Consider the following 17062-nt stretch of genomic DNA (forward strand, 5'->3'; position numbering starts at 1 on the left):
GTCCCCTAGTGTTCGGTGCTAGCAGTCTGCCAGGGTGCGCCAGAGCGGCGGCGGGCATCGACCTTGTGCCAGTGCTCGATATCGCCAGAATCACAGACACCATCCATGGTGGCGGGACCGCGGATGCTGGCAGCTTCGTCCGTGGTCAGCACCATAAGCGGGGTTTCGCCCCGGCCTGCTTTTTCAATGGCGTCAACCAGTATCCGACGGTAGGCAATAATCCCTTTGTCAGCCTGGCCCAGATGTTCGCGGGTACGATCCTGGATGTGCCCTTGGGATTCAATGGCCCACTGGTCATGCACATTAATATCTTCCCCCATGCCGGTATAAGTTTTGCTGGCCTGTTCTTCGGGGTCAAAGCCGTAGTCATTGTCACGGCCTATGCGGGGTTTGTAGTCTGGCAGGGTGTAAAGCTGTAGTCGCTGTTCGCGCATTTTTTCCTTATCAACCGGGGCTGTGAAGCTGGTAAAAATGGCATACCAATATGTGCTGGTGTCATTAATGGGTATATGCCACTGCGTGATGGTCATTTCGCTTGACATGGGAATGACAAAAGCCTGCGGAAACAGAACATTGGTTACGCGTACATGCGTTTGCTCCTCGGTCATTGGGCGGGTGGTAATAAGCTGCAAGCCGTATGGAGTGGGACTGACAGCAATGTCCGGGCAGTCGAATTCCCGCAGGACCCTGGTCATGGGAATGTCACTTTCTGCGGAAGCAGACCGAAACTGCCGCCCGTATGCTGCATCTGTGTCATCATCTTCAAAAAAGCGATGCAGAAAACTGGCATGTGACGGATCAATACCGACTTCAAGTGCTTGCAGCCAATTGCAGTCAATGAGCCCTTTGAATGCAAAAGTATGGCTGTCTGGTGCAATAAAGCAGTCTAGATCAGGAAAGCTCGGGGCTTCGCCCTCTCCAAGATAGACAAAAATAATGCCGCTTTTTTCTACGACTGGATAAGATTTTTGATGGATACGCTTGCATAGTGTGCTGCCCTTGGGTTCGGCAGGGGTTTGCAGGCAGTTGCCCTCGGTATCAAACAGCCAGCCATGGAATGGGCAGCGCAACCCACCATCTTCCAGGCGGCCATAGGCAAGGTCTGCGCCACGGTGCGGGCAATCCCTGTCCATAAAGCCAAGTTTTCCATTTTCGTCGCGGAATAGAACAAAGTTCTGTCCCATAAGCTGCACGGGGCGCACTGGGCGCGTGCTGTCCAACTCTACCGCAAGGGCGGCAGGCTGCCAGTAGTGGCGCAGCAGTTTGCCTGCAGGCTTTCCTGCTGAAACCTCGGTTATCAGTGCGTTTTGCTCGGCACTCATCATGGGTGGCTGGTCTCCGAAAGAATAGCGTGCGAGAAGTTTGTTCGTTTAGCGAACATAAATAACTTATGTGAACAATATGCTTGCAAGAAATGAAAAAACTATGCAAGCTCGTTTTGAGGTCGAGACAATAAAACAGGATGTGGTGCCACTTTTGTCAGGTGGCCCCTTTGCGGAGTTTCCCAATATGGCTGAACTTTTTTTTCGACAGCGCGACGGAAGTGTCAAAAAAATTGATGCCAAACCGGGGGTTAGCGTCATGCAGCTTGCCATCCAGGAAAATATCCGGGGTATTGATGCTGAATGTGGTGGTGCCTGTGCCTGCGCCACCTGCCATGTTTATATTGACGAGGCGCATATCCCGCTGCTGCCAGCGCCAGCCGATGATGAGGCTGAAATGCTTGATGGTGTAGCCGCAGAACGGCGAGAAACCAGCCGCCTTGCATGTCAGGTTATTGTGAGTGATGCGCTGGACGGTATGGTGATTGAAGTGCCGGAGCGTCAGTTCTGATGGCGGGCGGTGTTGTCATTCTTGGGGCTTCGCATGCGGGTGTGCAGTGTGCAGCGGCATTGCGGGATTCTGGCTACAAGGGCGCGATTACCCTTGTGGATGAAGGCGCTGAGGCTCCTTATCAGCGCCCGCCTTTGTCCAAGGGGTTTATGACCGGGGCAACTCCGCTCGAAAATCTGGCTCTGCGGGGAGATAGCTTTTACAGCACAGAAGCGATTGCCCTTAAGGCTGGTGTGCGGGCTGAGCGGATTGTTCCCGCTCTGCGGCAGGTCATATTGGCTGACGGTACAAGCCTTGAATACGAAACATTGGTTATTGCAACAGGGGGCAGGGGCCGCCCGTTTCTTGATCATGAGCCTCTGGGCAATGTGCATACCCTGCGGACATTGCAGGATGCCTGGCAGATCCGTGCTGCGATTGATCAGGTCGATGGGCCTGTCGCCATTATTGGCGGGGGATACGTCGGTCTGGAACTGGCTGCGACCTTACGCACCAGCTTTGGGCGGGATGTCCACGTGTTTGAGGCATCAGAGCGTTTGCTGGCACGAGCAGCTTCTCCCTCACTGTCCGATCTGGTGGCGCAGAAACACCGCGCGGCGGGGACTGTTTTGCATCTTGGTTGTGCGGTTGCCGGGTTGGCGCAGTCAGAAGGGCAGGTGAGCGGGGTTGTGACTGATGAGGGCGCGGTGGTTGCCACAGCGCTTGTGGTCAAAGGGGTGGGTATTCTGCCCAATCAGGAGCTGGCCGCAGCCTGTGGTCTGGCGTGCCAGGATGGTATTCTGGTTGACCAGTATTGCCGGACCTCTGACCCTTCCATTTTTGCCATTGGTGATTGCTGCCGGTTTCCGGATGCAGTGTCAGGTAAGATGCTGCGGCTGGAATGTGTACAGAATGCGCATGATCAGGCGCGTGCAGTCGCCTCGGTCATTGTTGGGGACGCACAGCCTTATGCGGCGGTACCATGGTTCTGGTCCGATCAGCTGGGTATGAAACTGCAAACAGCAGGACGCTGGGAGCCGGGCATGAGCTGTGTTGTAAGAGACGAATCCGAAAAAGGAAAAATATCTTTCTTTCATTTTTCGGAATCCGGACGCTTGGGTGCTGTTGAAACTGTTAACCACCCGTCCTTGCATATGTTGGCAAGACGTATGCTGGCCGCAGGGCTTTCCCCCAATCCGGCAGATTGTGCAGATGCGACGTTTGATTTGAAAAAATTACTCTCATGACAAACTAGCGAACAAAAAGAGCTGTTTCTAAGTCTGTAGTTTGGGTGTTGTTGAGAGTATTCTCGCATTAAGCGGGTTTGTATAATATTATAAAATATATGGAATTATATTTATAATAATAAAAATAGAAAAAACTTTACATTATGGCGGGCGTATCATTACGATTATGAATCGTTACGGAATCGAGAAAACAAGTGTGGTGTTCCGTGAGTTTGTTCACAGGCAAATTTTTCACCTAACAGGGGCGACGGAGGACCGGAATGCGTTGTGGTCGAAAATTCTTTCTTTTGGCAGGCTGTATAAGCCTGATCGCACCGCCCGCCATGGCGGCGACACAGGCAACGGGCAAGTCAGCCAGCACAGGCAAAAACACAACTGCGGAGAGCGATAAAAACGAATATCTGGATGTGGTCGGCGGTGCAGTTCTGTCTGCCACAGGGGTCACAGGCCGTCAGTTTGGCGGGGGGCTGATCCGTAAGGAAACTGGCGAAAAATCTGCCAGCACGGTCTCGCGCGACTTTATTGCCAAGCAGTCTCCCACACAGTCCACATTCCAGATGCTCAAGCTGACCCCAGGGGCTAATGCGTCTTCATCCGACCCGTTTGGGATGCAGTATGGTGGTGGCGGCTTTTCGGTACGCGGGCTTGATTCTTCCCAGATGGGGTTTGTGTATGAAGGTATTCCTGTTACCAGCTCCTATAACAGTCAGGTAAACCCTTCCGAATGGGCTGATACGGAAAATCAGGAGCAGATCCGCCTGGAGCAGGGCGCTCCTGACATTTCAACACCGACCGTCAACGCATCGGGCGGCGTGGTCTTTATCCAGACCCGCGATCCGTCACGCCACTTCCACGTCATGGCAGATGCCACTGGTGGGTCTTATGACATGGCGCGCGGTTTTATCCGGGTGGACACTGGCGAGCTGGGGCGCTCTGGCGTGCGGATGTTCATGTCCATGTCGCATCTGGAGGCTAACCATACCCGTGGGGCGGGGCATGACGGCAAAACCCATTTTGACCTGAGCGCGTTGAAGGAGTGGGGAGCGGAGAGCCGCAGCAAGCTGACAATTTCCTTCTCGGATTTTGATATTTCCAACTATCGCTATCCGACAAAGGCCCAGTATGAAGCCGGTGGCTATAATTACAGCGCCAACTATCAGAACGGCACCAACACCAACTATTATAAACTGCACCAGAACCCTTACGAGGCTCTGCTTGTGTCCTTGCCGACAAAGTTGAAGCTGGCAAAGGGGCTGACGTTCAACTTTACGCCCTATACCTACTATAACTATGGCACCACGGGCTTTGGTGGCCGGGTTTCGGAAAATGCTGTCTATAGTGGTCTGGACAAGTATCAGGTCGATCTGAACGGGGATGGTAATATCTCCGGCACCTATATGACCTACCAGCCGTATATTGAGGAAACATCACGTTCCGGCTTCAACACCAACATGGTGTACAAGGTTGGCCATAACACGCTGACGTTTGGGTACTGGTTCCAGTATGAAAACGACAACCTCTTCTCCCAGTATGGGCGGGTCAATGCCAGTGGTGCACCGCTGAACCCATGGGGAGATACGGATTACTACACCCATAATGGTGGGCCGATCTATCTGATGGCGTCACACTCCTATGTGACAACCAATGTGCTGTATATTGGGGATACGCTGTCTCTGCTGCACGACAAGCTGAAGCTGACCGCCGGGTTCCGTGAGGCCATGGTGAACAGGCAGGGCACAAACTCGCTACCCGGCACGCCCTACCATGTTGGCACCAACAACGCCGAGCCACTGCCTATGGTGGGCGTGACCTACAAGATCAATGATCACCATCAGTTCTTCCTGAATGGTAGCACGGCTTTCAGAACACCGACTTCCAACTCCCTGTTCGAGAGCACCTATAACGGGGCTGTTTCGCAGGTTGGTAACCCGAACCTGAAGCCGGAATACTCGATCAGTGAAGAATTTGGTTATCGTTATACGTCAAACCTGATGATGGCGCGACTGACTTTCTTTAACTACAACTTTACAAACCGCCTTGTCAGCACGGTCATTTATAATGGCACCCAGCAGATTCCGTCGCAGTTGAACGGTGGTGGGCAGCATGCCCGCGGTGTGGATTTTGAAATTGGCACAGCGCCCATTCATCACTTCCGCCCGTATATGTCGGTCGAATACCTGGATGCACGGCAGGACAATAACCTGAAGGTTGGCAATAATTACCTGCCAACAAAAGGTAAAACGGCTGTTAATGCTCCCAAATACCAGCTTGGGTTTGGCCTTGATTATGACGATGGCCGGTTTTTTGGTAACGCAGGGATCAAATGGGTGGGCAGGCAGTATTCCACATTCATGAATGATGCCTCAATCGACCCCTATGTGCAGGCAGACCTGACAGCGGGCTACCGCCTGCATGATATCGGGCCAGCCAAGAACCTGGAATTTCGTCTGAACATCGTCAATCTGGCAAACAACCATTACCTCTCAGGCGTTTACAGCGTGAAGTCCAACGCCAACGCAACTCCAGGCGTTCTGGGCTCTACAATCGCAGCTTCGGGTTCGCCGTCTTACTATGTGTCTACCCCGTTTATGGCCATGGGAACCATCACGGCCGGTTTCTGAGAATAGAAGTGAGGGGGCCGTCAAATGTCTTATAGCCAGTGCGGGCGTCGTGTTTTCCTTGCAGGGGTGGCTGGGGCTGCTCTGATCGGGGTGGGTGCGGGTAAGGAGGCTGTGCGCCAGACAACAGCAGGTCTTATCAGGGGCAAGACCACCGCCGAACCTGGAGTGACAGCCTGGCTGGGTATTCCTTTTGCGGCCCCTCCTGTTGGTGCGTTGCGGTGGCGGCCCCCGCAGCCGCCTGCATCATGGGCGGGTGTGCGGGATGCCACCCATTTTGGGGCAAGCCCCTGTGCGCCATCCATGCCCGGTGTCAATCTGGATTACAGCCCGGACAGGATGAGCGAGGATTGCCTGACCCTGAACATCTGGGCACCGCCAGATGACGGTAAGCCAAAGCCAGTCATGGTCTGGATTTTTGGTGGCGCGTTTGTCATGGGTAGTAGTGCCAACCCGCGTTACGATGGAGCGCATCTGGCAGCCCAGGGCGTGGTGTTTGTGTCCATCAATTACCGTGTGGGTATTCTGGGCAGTTACGTGCACCCGGAACTGTCGCGGGAATCTCCGGCAGGGGTATCCGGCAATTATGGTCTGATGGACCAGATTGCGGCCTTGCAATGGGTGCGTGACAATATTGCAGCATTTGGGGGTAACCCCGATAATGTAACGATTTTTGGCCAGTCTGCCGGGGCGTTCAGCGTTGGTTTCCACCTTGTCATGCCGCAGTCCCGTGGCCTGTTTCACAAGGGTATTGCCCAAAGTGGTGCGCCTATGGGGCGACCGTCCTCTAGTATTCTGCTCGGGCGGCAGGCAGACATGCAGGAGGCTGGTCTAGCCTTTGCACGGCGCATGGGGGCAACCTCCATTGCTGACATGCGTCGTATGGATGCTATGCATCTTGTGACAACCTATGGCTTCAACTGGCTTTTTTATCCCAATATCGACGGATGGTTGATCCCGGAACATCCGTATGACCTGATGGCTACAGGCCGCTGTGCTAATGTGCCGGTAATTGCGGGCCATAATCATGACGAGGGGCGGCTCTTCCCCCCTCTGGGTAATGGCACCATGGGCGGACTGCACACGGCCTTGCAGGAAAACTACGGCCCGCTTGCTCCGGATATTTTGCGTATTCTGCAACAGCAGAACCCGGATGACCTCGCCGCTATGGGGCAGGAAGCATTTGGAGATGTTGTTTTCAACTGGAACAGCGTTGCCCTGTTTATGGCTATGGCCCGGGTGTCGCGCAGTTATGCGTATCGGTTTGATTACGCTCATGCGTCCACACGTCCCGATAGTTTTGTCAAAGGTGAGGGGCTGGGTGCTTACCATGGGGCGGAAATCGACTTTGCTTTGCGGACCTGTCGTTTTGACGTGCCAGAGCGCAGGGCGGAGCAGGAAAGTTTGATGCAGACAATGTCTGGCTACTGGCTCAATTTTGCACGTGTGGGCAATCCTAACGGACCAGGGTTGCCATACTGGCCGCAGTACCAGACAGGTTCAGGCAAGGTTTTGCGTTTTGCCGAGGGTGCTCCCACGCTGGACAATATCGCTTTTCACGATCGTCTGGTGCTGCTGGGGCGCGCTATGGGCAACCGAGTGGTGGAGCAGGGCTGACCATGAAAGAACCCGTTTTTGACACCCCGCTGTTTGACAGCCGAGGCTCCTTCTTCCTGCTGGTGTTCTGCTATGTTGCAGTTGTGGCATCCATGGGTGTTATTGGCATCTTTGTGTCATTTCTGCCCCGGATTGCGCAGGACCTGGCCATTTCCAAAGCGCAGGCCGGGTTGGCACTGTCGCTTTTTTCGGTGCCTTCGGCATTGGCCTGCCTGCCAATAGGGCGGTTGATTGACCGTATTGGCATCCTGTTGGGCATGATGCTGGCAGGTCTGTTGATGGGGGCTGGCGATGTCATGCTGGCTGTCTCCAACGGGCGGGTCGAGCTTTATCTGGGTATGCTGCTGGCCGGGGCCGGGTTTGGGTGTCTGGTTGTTGCCTGCCCCAGTGCTTTGGTGTCGTGGCTGAGTGGGGATATCAGAACACGCGCTCTTTCCTTCTGGTCTACCTATGGGCCTGTGGGGTATGCATTTGGTCTGCTGCTGTCGGTGCCGTTTGCCAGTGGGTCTGCCTGGCGGCATGCGTTTTACAGCCATGCGGCTGTTGCTGTCGCGTTGACGGCCTTGTCCCTTTTTCTGCCACGCAAAGGCGCGTCGGTGGAACTGCGTTCAGAGAACGTGGGCCTGGGCCTTTTGTTTCGGGATTCCTCAGTCATCAGGCTGGCGGCGGCGCTGGCGTTACCCAATGCGGTTGCGTATGGCGTCAGTGTTGTTACGCCCTCCTACCTCAACCGTGTGTATGGGATGGGGCTTGGGCTTTCCAACAGCGGGATTGCCGGGGCAAAAATCTTTGCCATGATGCTGGGTGGTGTTTTGACAGGTTATGTCCTGACAAAGAAGTTTCATTTCCGGGTGATGTATAGAATTCTGATCTGCCTTGGGGCTACGGCGTTGCTGGTCCTGTTTTTCCCCAAAGGGAGCTTTGGTCTGGCTCTGGTGGGGCTGATTGTATGGTTGCTGGCATTCGGCGGTATGGCGGGCGCTGCAACGGCACAGTTACCGTTCCTTGTGAACAGGAAGGAAGATATCGGCAGTGTCTCGGGCCTGATCGGGCAGGTGACTTCGATTGTCTGTCTGGCAACACCCCCTGTGTATTTTGCACTTGCAGGCTGGAGCCAATACTGGGGCTTGTCTTGTGTCGTACTGTGCTGTGCAGCACTGGCAGTGCCGTCAGGCCGGACTAACCCGCAGGTATAACGTTAAAAAAGCAGGGAAATACTGCTTTTCTTGAAAAATATGAGGCGACAGACGTAGCAATGCTCCGTCGCATGCGTGGAGACGATGTGGTGAAGATTATTTCTATTGAGGCCTATCCCTTTTCCCTTCCAACCCGGCGTGACTTCCGTTGGGCGGGCATGCTTGGTCAGCTTGGCAATTTTGTTGTTGTCCGGGTTGAAACCGAAGGGGGTGTTGTTGGCTATGGTGAGGCTACTCCCCTGCCGGACTGGGGGGGAGACTTCGGCCGCCACGCGGGGGAAACCATAGGCACGGTCATAACCATGATCCGCACCGTTTTTGCTCCGGCCCTGATCGGGACAGATGTCACGGCGGTGACACAGGCCGCCAGCATTATGGACCGGGTCGCGGTGGGGAATGTTTACGCCAAATGTGCGCTTAGCATTGCCCTGTATGATGCCTGGGGTAAAAGTGTTGGTCTGCCTGTATACAAGTTGCTGGGTGGTGCTGTGCGCGCCAGCGTGCCGGTTGCCCATATGGTTGGCCTCATGCCGGAAAAAGAGGCGCTGGATGAGGCCACCCTTGCTGTGGAAGACGGCGTGCGTGCCCTGCAAATCAAGGGTGGGGTGGATGCCGAGCGTGATATCCGCCTTGTTGCAGCCCTTCGCACGCAGTTTGGGGAAGGCATAGCCCTGCGGCTGGATGCCAACCAAGGCTATGGCCATGCCAAGAACGCCATAGCCATTGTGCGCCGTCTTGTTGATGCTGGTGTCAGCCTGGTTGAGCAGCCGTCCGAAGGTGTGCGGTATATGGCGGATGTGACAGCCGCCAGCGCAGTGCCGATTGTGGCGGATGAAAGCTGCTGGGATATTCACGATGCGGTGGATGTGCTGCATGCTCGGGCAGCAGACTGCATTTCCATCTATCTGGCCAAGGCTGGTGGTTTTTCCGGTGCTTGCAAAGTGGCGGATCTGGCTGACGCCGCTATGGTGCGGTGTGATGTGAATGGCTCTATTGAATCAGCCATTGGCACTGCGGCCAATGTGCATTTTGCACTGGCACGGCCAGCGGTGTCACTGCCTGCGGTCATTACAATCAGCGCCCCGGCAGGTAGGCACCCTTATCGTGTCGCCGGGCATTATTATGATGATGATATTCTGACAGAACCTATGCAGGTTCAGGACGGTGCCATTCTGCCACTTGATGCACCGGGCCTTGGTATCAGCATTGATGAAGACAAGCTCCAGGCTTTCCGGTGTGACAAGTGATGCAGACAATAGATTATCGTATCGCTGCTGATATTGGCGGCACATTTACCGACGTGGCCTGTCTGTCCTCGGAAGGGATGCTGATTACGGCCAAAGTGCCCTCCACTCCGCATGATTATGCCGAGGGTATTCTTGTCGGGATCAGGCAGATTGCAGACCAGTTGGGCATGGCAGCAGGCAGCTTTGGGCAGCTTTTGCATGCCTCAACCATTGCGACCAATGCCATTTTGGAATCCAAGGGAGCCAAGACAGGTCTTGTTACGACCGAGGGCTTTCGTGATGTGCTGGAACTGCGGCGTATCCGTGTGCCCCGCCTGTATGAGCCTTTGTACGAAAAACCACAGCCTCTGGTGCCTCGTCGTCACCGGCATGAGGTCAGCGAGCGGCTGGATGCGCGCGGTGCAGTGGTTCAGCCATTGGACGAGGCAGGTGCAAGGGCGGTAGGCCGCGCCTTGGCGCAGGCGGGGGTAGAGGCTGTGGCCATCTGCTTCCTGCATAGCTACGTCAATCCAGAGCATGAACGCAGAGTGGCTCAGATTTTGCGGGAGGAACTGCCAGAGGACTGTTTTATCTGCGCCAGTTGCGATGTGCTGCCTGAAATGCGGGAATACGAGCGTACCAGCACAACAGTGGTGAATGCCTATGTCGGCCCGGTTGTGCGCACCTATCTGGAAAAACTGGTGCAAAGGCTGGAAGCTGCGGGTTTTGACGGCAATGTGTTGATGATGCAGTCCAGCGGTGGTCTGCTGGATGTCGCACAGGTGCAGGAACGCCCAGCAACCGTGGTGGAAAGTGGCCCAGCCGCTGGTGTCGTTGGCGCTGCACGCCTTGGCATGGCCGCAGGGTATGGGGATATCATAACCTTCGATATGGGGGGCACGACCGCCAAAGCCTCGCTGATTCAGGACGGGCGCGTAACCGCCACGGATGACTACGAAGTTGGGGGCGGTATTTCCATGTCCAGCGCGCTGGCCAAAGGAGGGGGATACGCCCTGCGCCTGCCGATTATTGACGTGTCGGAAGTCGGCGCGGGTGGCGGGAGTGTTGTCCGTATTGATGCCGGGGGAGTGCTCAAGATCGGGCCGGAAAGCATGGGGGCCGTACCTGGGCCTGCCTGCTACGACAAAGGCGGCAAGCAGGCTACTGTGACTGATGCCAATGTGGCGTTGGGCTATCTGAACCCGGTTGCTCTGGCGGCAGGCACAGTGCCTGTCAACGCAGATCTGGCGAAAGAGGCCATCCGGCAGGCTGTGTGTGAACCCGCCGGGATAGACCTGCTGGAGGCTGCGTATGGCATCCACCGGGTTGCTAATGCCACCATGATGCGCGCAGTCAAGGCGGTTTCCACCTACCGAGGGCGCAACCCGCGGGACTTTACCTTGCTGGCGTTTGGCGGCAATGGCGGCATGCATGCCGCGGCCCTTGCGCGTGAACTGACGATAGGCCGTGTGATTGTGCCGCCGGGGGCGGGTGTGTTCAGCGCTGTCGGGTTGCTGGTGGCTGACTACGAGATGGGCCGGTCGGTGTCCTTACCTTTGCTGCTGAGCGATGATCAGGCCAGTGTGCTGGAAACAGCCTTTTGTGATCTTGAAGCATCTGTTCTGTCTGATATGGCGTGTGATCAGTCTCCAGTCTTATCCCGCTTTGTACAACTGCGTTACAAAGGGCAGGGGTCGGAACTGGGCGTTGCCGTGCCACCGGGGGCCGTTGTGGCACAAACCATGCAGCAACTGGTGCAGGGTTTTGAGGCTGAACATAAACGGAGCTATGGCTACCTTAACGACAATGGCCTGATAGAACTGGTGACTATCCGTGTTGTGGCATCCTTGCCGCCTGCGCGCGCACCTAGGGTAAGCCGGGTTGCAGGCTTGGGAGAGGGTGGGGAGGAAACAACCCGCAACGCCTATTTTGGTGCGGCATCGGGGCTTTTGGAAACACCGGTCATAACCCGCATGATGTTGACGGACACCCCCCGCCAAGGACCGCTGATTGTGGAGGAATATGAAGGCACGACCGTTGTTCCGCCTGACTGTCAGGCGTGGCGGGACACCCACAACAATATCGTGATTCAGCTTGGGACAGAGGAGCCGCATGATGGCCGAGTATGATCTGGCGCTGCTGGAAATCATCAAGAACGGGTTTGAGGCCGTCGCTGATGAAATGGCAATTATCCTTATGCGGACAGCCCATTCCCCGATTGTTCGTGATGCTATGGATTTTTCCACGGCCCTGTGTGACCCGTACGGCCAGAATATTGCCCAGGGCCTGACAACGCCCATGCACCTTGGCAGTTTTTATGATGCCATGCAGCACCTGATCGGGCAGTATGTGGGCGACATTGATGACGGTGATGTTTTTATTGGCAATGACCCGTACATTGCCTCTGGTCAGCATCTGCCGGATATTTATGTCATCAAGCCGATTTTTCACGCGTCGGTTCTGTGCGGCTGGGCTGCGACCATTGCCCATCATGTTGATGTAGGGGGGCTGGTGCCGGGCAGTAATTCGCTCAGCTCCACCAGTATTCATCAGGAAGGGTTGCGTCTGCCATTCCTCAAACTGTTGCGTCGGGGCGTGGTGGATACCGCCATTCAGGCTATCATAGCGGCCAATGTACGCACGCCAGACCTGGTGCTGGGGGATATTACGGCCCAGTGCGCTGCCGTACAGGCAGGTGACAGGGGCTTGCATGATATGCTGCACCGCTATGGGGCTGCACGTCTGGCCAGCTATACGACCGCCCTGCATGACTATGCGGAAAAACTCTCCCGCACTGCGATCAGCAACATTGCTGATGGTGTTTATATGTTTGAAGACCATATTGATGGGCTGGGCGATACCGGTGCGCCAATTGTCTTCCGCCTCCGGCTTGAGGTGGCGGGCGATGAAGTGACAGCAGACTGGACTGGCACATCCGCTCAGGTGGCTGGGGGGATTAATGCCCCGTTGTCCTTTTGCAAATCCAATGTGTATGCGGCTCTGCGTTCGGTCATGGGGGGGGATGTTCCCAACTGTCATGGCTATACGCGCCCCATTCATGTCGTGGCACCAGAAGGCACTGTGTTGAACTGCACCTACCCGGCAGCCTGTGGTGGGCGTGGTATAACCGGCTACCGGATTGTGGATTGTGTATTTGGGGCCTTGGCGGCCTGCCTGCCGGATAATGTGGCAGCGGATGGGGCAGGGGGTTCCACACTCCCCAGCTTCAGCGGGCGGCAGCAGGGCAAGACCTTTGTGTTCTCAGAATGTGTGATGGGTGTCTGGGGTGCAACCAGTAGGCATGACGGGCAGGAAGGGGTGCCCCATATGGCATCCAATCAGGCCAATGTGCCGGTGGAGGTGATTGAGGCTGACTATCCTATCCGGGTTGAGCGTTATGGCATTGCCCCCGATACGGCGGGGCCGGGCCGCAACCGTGGCGGGTTTGGCATTGTCCGCGATTACCGCATTTTGCAGGACGGCGTGTATTTTGGTGTGCGTTCCGACAAGGTGCGCTTTCCCCCGCATGGTCTGGCTGGGGGTAGGGCAGGGGCTCCTGCCTCCAACATTCTGCTGATAGAGGGGCAGACCCAGACTTTGCCCGCCATGCCGCTTGACCCGATCATGCTCAACACCGGTGATGTGTACCGTCATGTCATGGCGGGCGGTGGGGGCTACGGCAACCCTTATGAGCGTGAGCCGGAACGTGTGCTGGAAGATGTGCTGGATGGCAGAATTACAGTCGCGCACGCGCAGGAAGCCTATGGCGTTATTCTGACGCCGGATCGGGCGGTGGATGTTGCAGCCACTCAGGCCCGTAGGGCCACAGTTACGGAGAAAACCGATGCAGATAGCCACTGACCGCCGCGTTGTTTCGGACATCGACCCGTTTTCAGAAAGCTTTCGGGCGGACCCGTACAGCCATTATGCCCAGTTGCGTGCTTTGGGGCCGATTGTCTGGCTTGAAAAATACGGGATATGGGTTGTCCAGCATCATGCTCAGGTCAAAGCGGTACTGACGGACTGGAAGCGTTTTAGCAATGCAGGTGGTGGTGGTCTGACCAATTATTTCAAGGAACCCAACTGGCGCAAACCCAGCATTATCCTTGAGGTTGACCCCCCTGAGCATGACCGCACGCGCAAGGTGCTGATGCGCCTGTTTACGCCCGGTGCTTTGCAGAAAATGCGTAACGAGTTCACGCATGTTGCCGAGGCGCTAGTATCGGCAGCCATTGCCCAGGGGCAGGTGGATGGCGTGGCTGATCTGGTGCAGCCATTCCCCATGAAAGTGTTCCCCGATGCTGTGGGCATGCCACCACTCGACCGGGATATGATGCTGGTTTACGGCGGTATGGTTTTTGGTGCGTTTGGCCCGCGCACACCCTGGTATGACCAGCTCCTGTCCCGGGCGGACGAGGTCAGTGCGTGGATCGACGCCCATTGTGAACGCTCGGCCCTGACAGAGGACGGGCTGGGGGCCGCTATTTATGCAGCCGCTGACGGTGGTGAAATTACGCATGACGAAGCCAAGCTGCTGGTGCGTTCCTTCCTGTCGGCAGGGGTGGATACAACGATTGATTCCATCGGCCTGTGCCTGCGTGCCTTGGCGGAGCACCCGGAGCAATGGGCACACCTGCGTGATGATCCCTCCCTTGCCCGCGCGGCTTTTGAGGAGGCCACGCGGTATGACAGTTCCTCACAAAGTCTGTTCCGCACCACGACGGATGCGTTCGAGTTTGAGGGCCAGATGCTGGGCAAGCATGAAAAGGTGCTTGTACTCATAGGCTCCGCAGGGCGCGACCCGTTGGTGTGGGACGAGCCGGAACGCTTTGACATCCGCCGCCGCATTACCCAGCAGGTCGGTTATGGCGCAGGGGTGCATGGCTGCGTGGCCCAGATGATGGCGCGGCTGGAAGGGGAGGTCTTCTTCCGTGCGCTGGCGACCCAGGTGGACAGGCTGGACGTGACCGGCCCGTCCACGCTGCGGCTGCACCCCGGTTTGCGGGGGCTGGTTACTCTACCGTTGGCCCTGACAGGCAAGAATTAGGAAAAAGAACCATGGCAACAGTTATTGTCGCAGGGGGCACAACAGGCATAGGCCGGGCGTGCGTCGGCTTGTTTCGGGCACGGGGTGATAATGTCGTGCTGATCGACCACAGGCCGGAGGCCCAGAGCGTGGCGGACAGTGAGGGCAAGGGAGCTTGCGTGTTCCTTCAGCGCGATCTGGCCGACCCCGCAGTGCCGCAGGAGGCCGTGGATCTGGCAGTCTCCCGCTTTGGGGGTGTGGATACGCTGCTGGTCACGGCGGCTCTCATGCTGTCCTCAGCCCTGGCGGACTGGACGAACGAGATGTGGGACCGCACGGTGGCCCTTAACCTTAAGATGCCGTTTTTCTTTGCTCAGGCAGCCGCCCCCTATCTCAAGGCATCTGCTAACCCAAGCATTGTGTTTACATCGTCCACAGGTGCCATCAAAGGTCATGCGGGCATGTCGGCCTATCAGGCCACCAAGGCCGCTCTGCCGGGGCTTGCACGCAGCCTGACTGCCGAACTCGGCCCAGCGGGGGTGCGGATCAACTGTGTGCTGCCGGGGTGGATTGAAACACCTTTCAACGACCCGTTCTGGTCCTATCAGCAGGACCCGGCCGAACGGCGGGCTTTGATTGATGCCGAAATTCCCCTGCGTCGTCATGGCACGCCAGATGAGGTGGCGGCTCTGGTCCTGCTGCTGACATCGGATGCAGGGCGCTATATCGCAGGCACGTCGCTTGTGGTTGATGGTGGTTATACGGCGGTGTGATGGCATGCAGTATTCTCATTGGCAGAGTGCGGACGGATATTCCTCAGCCGTAAGGCCGGTGCTGCCGGGGGTGGATGGGGCTGTGTGTGCAGCCCACCCGCTTGCCGTGGCCGCAGGGCAGGACATGCTGCTGCGCGGCGGCAGCGCGGTGGATGCCGCAATCGCGGCTCAGGCTGTGCTATGCGTGGTCATGCCTGATGCCTGCGGCATTGGTGGTGACCTGTTTGCGTTGGTGCGTGATAGTACAGGCACAAGCGCCATTAGTGGCGCAGGGGCTGCTCCGGCTAAGGGAACAGTGTGTGCGGATGATGGTGCGAACAGCATCACTGTCCCTGGCCTGGCAGGGGCTTGGGCGAGCATGCATGCCCGCTGGGGCACGTTGCCGTTTGCCGTTATTCTGTCGCGCGCCATTGCACTGGCCGAAGGTGGGATCGAGGTCTCGGCAGCGATGGTGCAGACAGTGCAGGCTCAGTCCAGCCGCCTGCGTGCCAATGGTGCTGCATCATGGACCTTGCTGGGGCTGACGGCAGGGGAGCGGTTTGTCCAGAAGGAGCTGGCGGCGTTACTGCGCCTGTTCGCCGAGCATGGACCGTTGTGTTTTTATGAGGGAGAAGTGGCTGCCCATATAGCCCGTGCCGTAGCTGCCCACGGTGGGGCGTTGGACGAGGCTGATCTGGCCGCCCATATGACCGATGTGGGGCCTGCTCTGGCTGTCGCACTGGGTGATATGACCATGATGGTGCAGCCCCCTCCGACACAGGGTGTGCTGCTGGGGATGGCGCTGCGTAATTTCAGTGGCCTGTCCCCACACAGTGTGGTGCAGGCGGACCATCTTGCCGTGGAATTGACAGAGGCCGCTTTTGCCTACCGCGACCGGGCTGCGGAGGGTGCGGCCCTGCTGGATGTTGAACTGGCGGCAAACCCTAATAGTGCGAGCCGTCGGGGTGGGCCGCGCGCCTACCTGCATACGGCAGGTGTGTCGGTGGCAGACAGGCACGGGCTGGTTGTGTCTTCCCTTGTCAGTGTTTTTGATGATTTCGGGTCCTGCCTGCTGGTACCCGAGCTGGGTATAACCCTGAACAATAGAGCCGGTGGTTTTACGCAGGGGGCCAATGCCTGGGCACCGGGCAGGCGGCCGGTGCATACTCTGGCCCCGGCTCTGCTGTGTTCCCCCCAAGGCACATTGGCACTGGCAACACCAGGGGCGGATGGGCAGGTGCAGACCCTGCTGCAACTGGTTATGCGGATGCTGTGCCATGGCGAGGACATTGCAGCAGCCATAGCCGCCCCACGGTGGCGCAGTCAGGGCGGTAGCCTGTTGATAGAGGAGGGACATCCCTCCCACGCAGGTCTGGCGGCACTGGGGCATGATGTGGTGCCCATGGCTCCGGGCGCGACCTGCTTTGGGGCTGTGGTCTGTACAGGGATCGGCGCTAATGGTGCCCCCTTTGCTGTTGCCGACTGGCGGCGGACGACATGGGCGGGTGTCGTGTAAGAACCGTATTGCCACTTTTGGGATGGACAATCCACCAATGGGTTACAGTTTT

12 protein-coding genes are annotated in these 17062 nt (G+C 57.0%); 11 read left to right on the forward strand and 1 reads right to left on the reverse strand.

All coding sequences use genetic code 11. From position 1 onward, the window contains the following. Positions 1 to 5: 5 nt before the first annotated feature. Positions 6 to 1325, reverse strand: coding sequence for an aromatic ring-hydroxylating dioxygenase subunit alpha (locus FLP30_RS09660; protein WP_149279646.1), 1320 nt, complete (start codon positions 1323 to 1325; stop codon positions 6 to 8). Positions 1326 to 1401: 76 nt separating this feature from the next. On the opposite strand from FLP30_RS09660, the gene FLP30_RS09665 reads away from it, so the two are divergent. From FLP30_RS09665 to FLP30_RS09715, 11 genes are all read left to right on the forward strand, one after another. Beyond that, on the forward strand, positions 1402 to 1833 hold the full coding sequence (locus FLP30_RS09665) for a 2Fe-2S iron-sulfur cluster-binding protein (RefSeq protein WP_246856643.1): 432 nt from the start codon (positions 1402 to 1404) through the stop codon (positions 1831 to 1833). After that, on the forward strand, positions 1833 to 3059 hold the full coding sequence (locus FLP30_RS09670) for an NAD(P)/FAD-dependent oxidoreductase (RefSeq protein WP_149279647.1): 1227 nt from the start codon (positions 1833 to 1835) through the stop codon (positions 3057 to 3059). The genes FLP30_RS09665 and FLP30_RS09670 overlap by 1 nt, the downstream gene beginning before the upstream one ends. Positions 3060 to 3319: 260 nt before the next feature. After that, positions 3320 to 5680, forward strand: a complete 2361-nt coding sequence (locus tag FLP30_RS09675) for a TonB-dependent receptor (RefSeq protein WP_149279648.1) — start codon at positions 3320 to 3322, stop codon at positions 5678 to 5680. Positions 5681 to 5704: 24 nt separating this feature from the next. Then, the gene (locus FLP30_RS09680) at positions 5705 to 7294 is read left to right on the forward strand and encodes a carboxylesterase/lipase family protein (protein ID WP_149279649.1); all 1590 of its coding nucleotides are present in this window, start codon (positions 5705 to 5707) and stop codon (positions 7292 to 7294) included. A 2-nt stretch (positions 7295 to 7296) separates the two neighbouring features. Next, the gene (locus FLP30_RS09685; protein WP_149279650.1) at positions 7297 to 8490 is read left to right on the forward strand and encodes an MFS transporter; all 1194 of its coding nucleotides are present in this window, start codon (positions 7297 to 7299) and stop codon (positions 8488 to 8490) included. Positions 8491 to 8549: 59 nt separating this feature from the next. Further along, a complete protein-coding gene (locus FLP30_RS09690) occupies positions 8550 to 9737 on the forward strand; it encodes a mandelate racemase/muconate lactonizing enzyme family protein (RefSeq protein ID WP_246856488.1) in 1188 nt (395 codons plus the stop codon). After that, the gene (locus FLP30_RS09695) at positions 9737 to 11845 is read left to right on the forward strand and encodes a hydantoinase/oxoprolinase family protein (RefSeq protein WP_149279651.1); all 2109 of its coding nucleotides are present in this window, start codon (positions 9737 to 9739) and stop codon (positions 11843 to 11845) included. The genes FLP30_RS09690 and FLP30_RS09695 overlap by 1 nt, the downstream gene beginning before the upstream one ends. Beyond that, positions 11829 to 13577 carry a hydantoinase B/oxoprolinase family protein gene (locus FLP30_RS09700; protein ID WP_246856489.1) on the forward strand — a complete coding sequence of 583 codons (1749 nt, stop codon included), beginning with the start codon at positions 11829 to 11831 and terminating at the stop codon, positions 13575 to 13577. The genes FLP30_RS09695 and FLP30_RS09700 overlap by 17 nt, the downstream gene beginning before the upstream one ends. Then, on the forward strand, positions 13561 to 14763 hold the full coding sequence (locus FLP30_RS09705) for a cytochrome P450 (RefSeq protein WP_149279652.1): 1203 nt from the start codon (positions 13561 to 13563) through the stop codon (positions 14761 to 14763). The genes FLP30_RS09700 and FLP30_RS09705 overlap by 17 nt, the downstream gene beginning before the upstream one ends. 11 nt (positions 14764 to 14774) lie before the next feature. Then, positions 14775 to 15515, forward strand: a complete 741-nt coding sequence (locus tag FLP30_RS09710) for an SDR family NAD(P)-dependent oxidoreductase (RefSeq protein ID WP_149279653.1) — start codon at positions 14775 to 14777, stop codon at positions 15513 to 15515. A gap of 4 nt (positions 15516 to 15519) precedes the next feature. Beyond that, positions 15520 to 17010 (forward strand): gamma-glutamyltransferase, encoded by a 1491-nt coding sequence (locus FLP30_RS09715; protein WP_149279654.1) that lies wholly within the window; start codon positions 15520 to 15522, stop codon positions 17008 to 17010. Positions 17011 to 17062: the final 52 nt, after the last annotated feature.

It is taken from the genome of Acetobacter vaccinii (assembly GCF_008365315.1).
GTDB classification, from domain to species: Bacteria; Pseudomonadota; Alphaproteobacteria; order Acetobacterales; family Acetobacteraceae; genus Acetobacter; species Acetobacter vaccinii.

Excerpts from the sequence above, each read along its gene's own strand:
- FLP30_RS09675 (WP_149279648.1), top strand. The coding sequence starts at position 3,320 with ATGCGTTGTGGTCGAAAATTCTTTCTTTTGGCAGGCTGTATAAGCCTG.
- FLP30_RS09670 (WP_149279647.1), top strand. The coding sequence starts at position 1,833 with ATGGCGGGCGGTGTTGTCATTCTTGGGGCTTCGCATGCGGGTGTGCAG.
- FLP30_RS09665 (WP_246856643.1), top strand. The coding sequence starts at position 1,402 with ATGCTTGCAAGAAATGAAAAAACTATGCAAGCTCGTTTTGAGGTCGAG.
- FLP30_RS09660 (WP_149279646.1), bottom strand. The coding sequence starts at position 1,325 with ATGATGAGTGCCGAGCAAAACGCACTGATAACCGAGGTTTCAGCAGGA.
- FLP30_RS09700 (WP_246856489.1), top strand. The coding sequence starts at position 11,829 with ATGATGGCCGAGTATGATCTGGCGCTGCTGGAAATCATCAAGAACGGG.
- FLP30_RS09710 (WP_149279653.1), top strand. The coding sequence starts at position 14,775 with ATGGCAACAGTTATTGTCGCAGGGGGCACAACAGGCATAGGCCGGGCG.
- FLP30_RS09695 (WP_149279651.1), top strand. The coding sequence starts at position 9,737 with ATGCAGACAATAGATTATCGTATCGCTGCTGATATTGGCGGCACATTT.
- FLP30_RS09685 (WP_149279650.1), top strand. The coding sequence starts at position 7,297 with ATGAAAGAACCCGTTTTTGACACCCCGCTGTTTGACAGCCGAGGCTCC.
- FLP30_RS09690 (WP_246856488.1), top strand. The coding sequence starts at position 8,550 with ATGCTCCGTCGCATGCGTGGAGACGATGTGGTGAAGATTATTTCTATT.
- FLP30_RS09705 (WP_149279652.1), top strand. The coding sequence starts at position 13,561 with ATGCAGATAGCCACTGACCGCCGCGTTGTTTCGGACATCGACCCGTTT.
- FLP30_RS09680 (WP_149279649.1), top strand. The coding sequence starts at position 5,705 with ATGTCTTATAGCCAGTGCGGGCGTCGTGTTTTCCTTGCAGGGGTGGCT.
- FLP30_RS09715 (WP_149279654.1), top strand. The coding sequence starts at position 15,520 with ATGCAGTATTCTCATTGGCAGAGTGCGGACGGATATTCCTCAGCCGTA.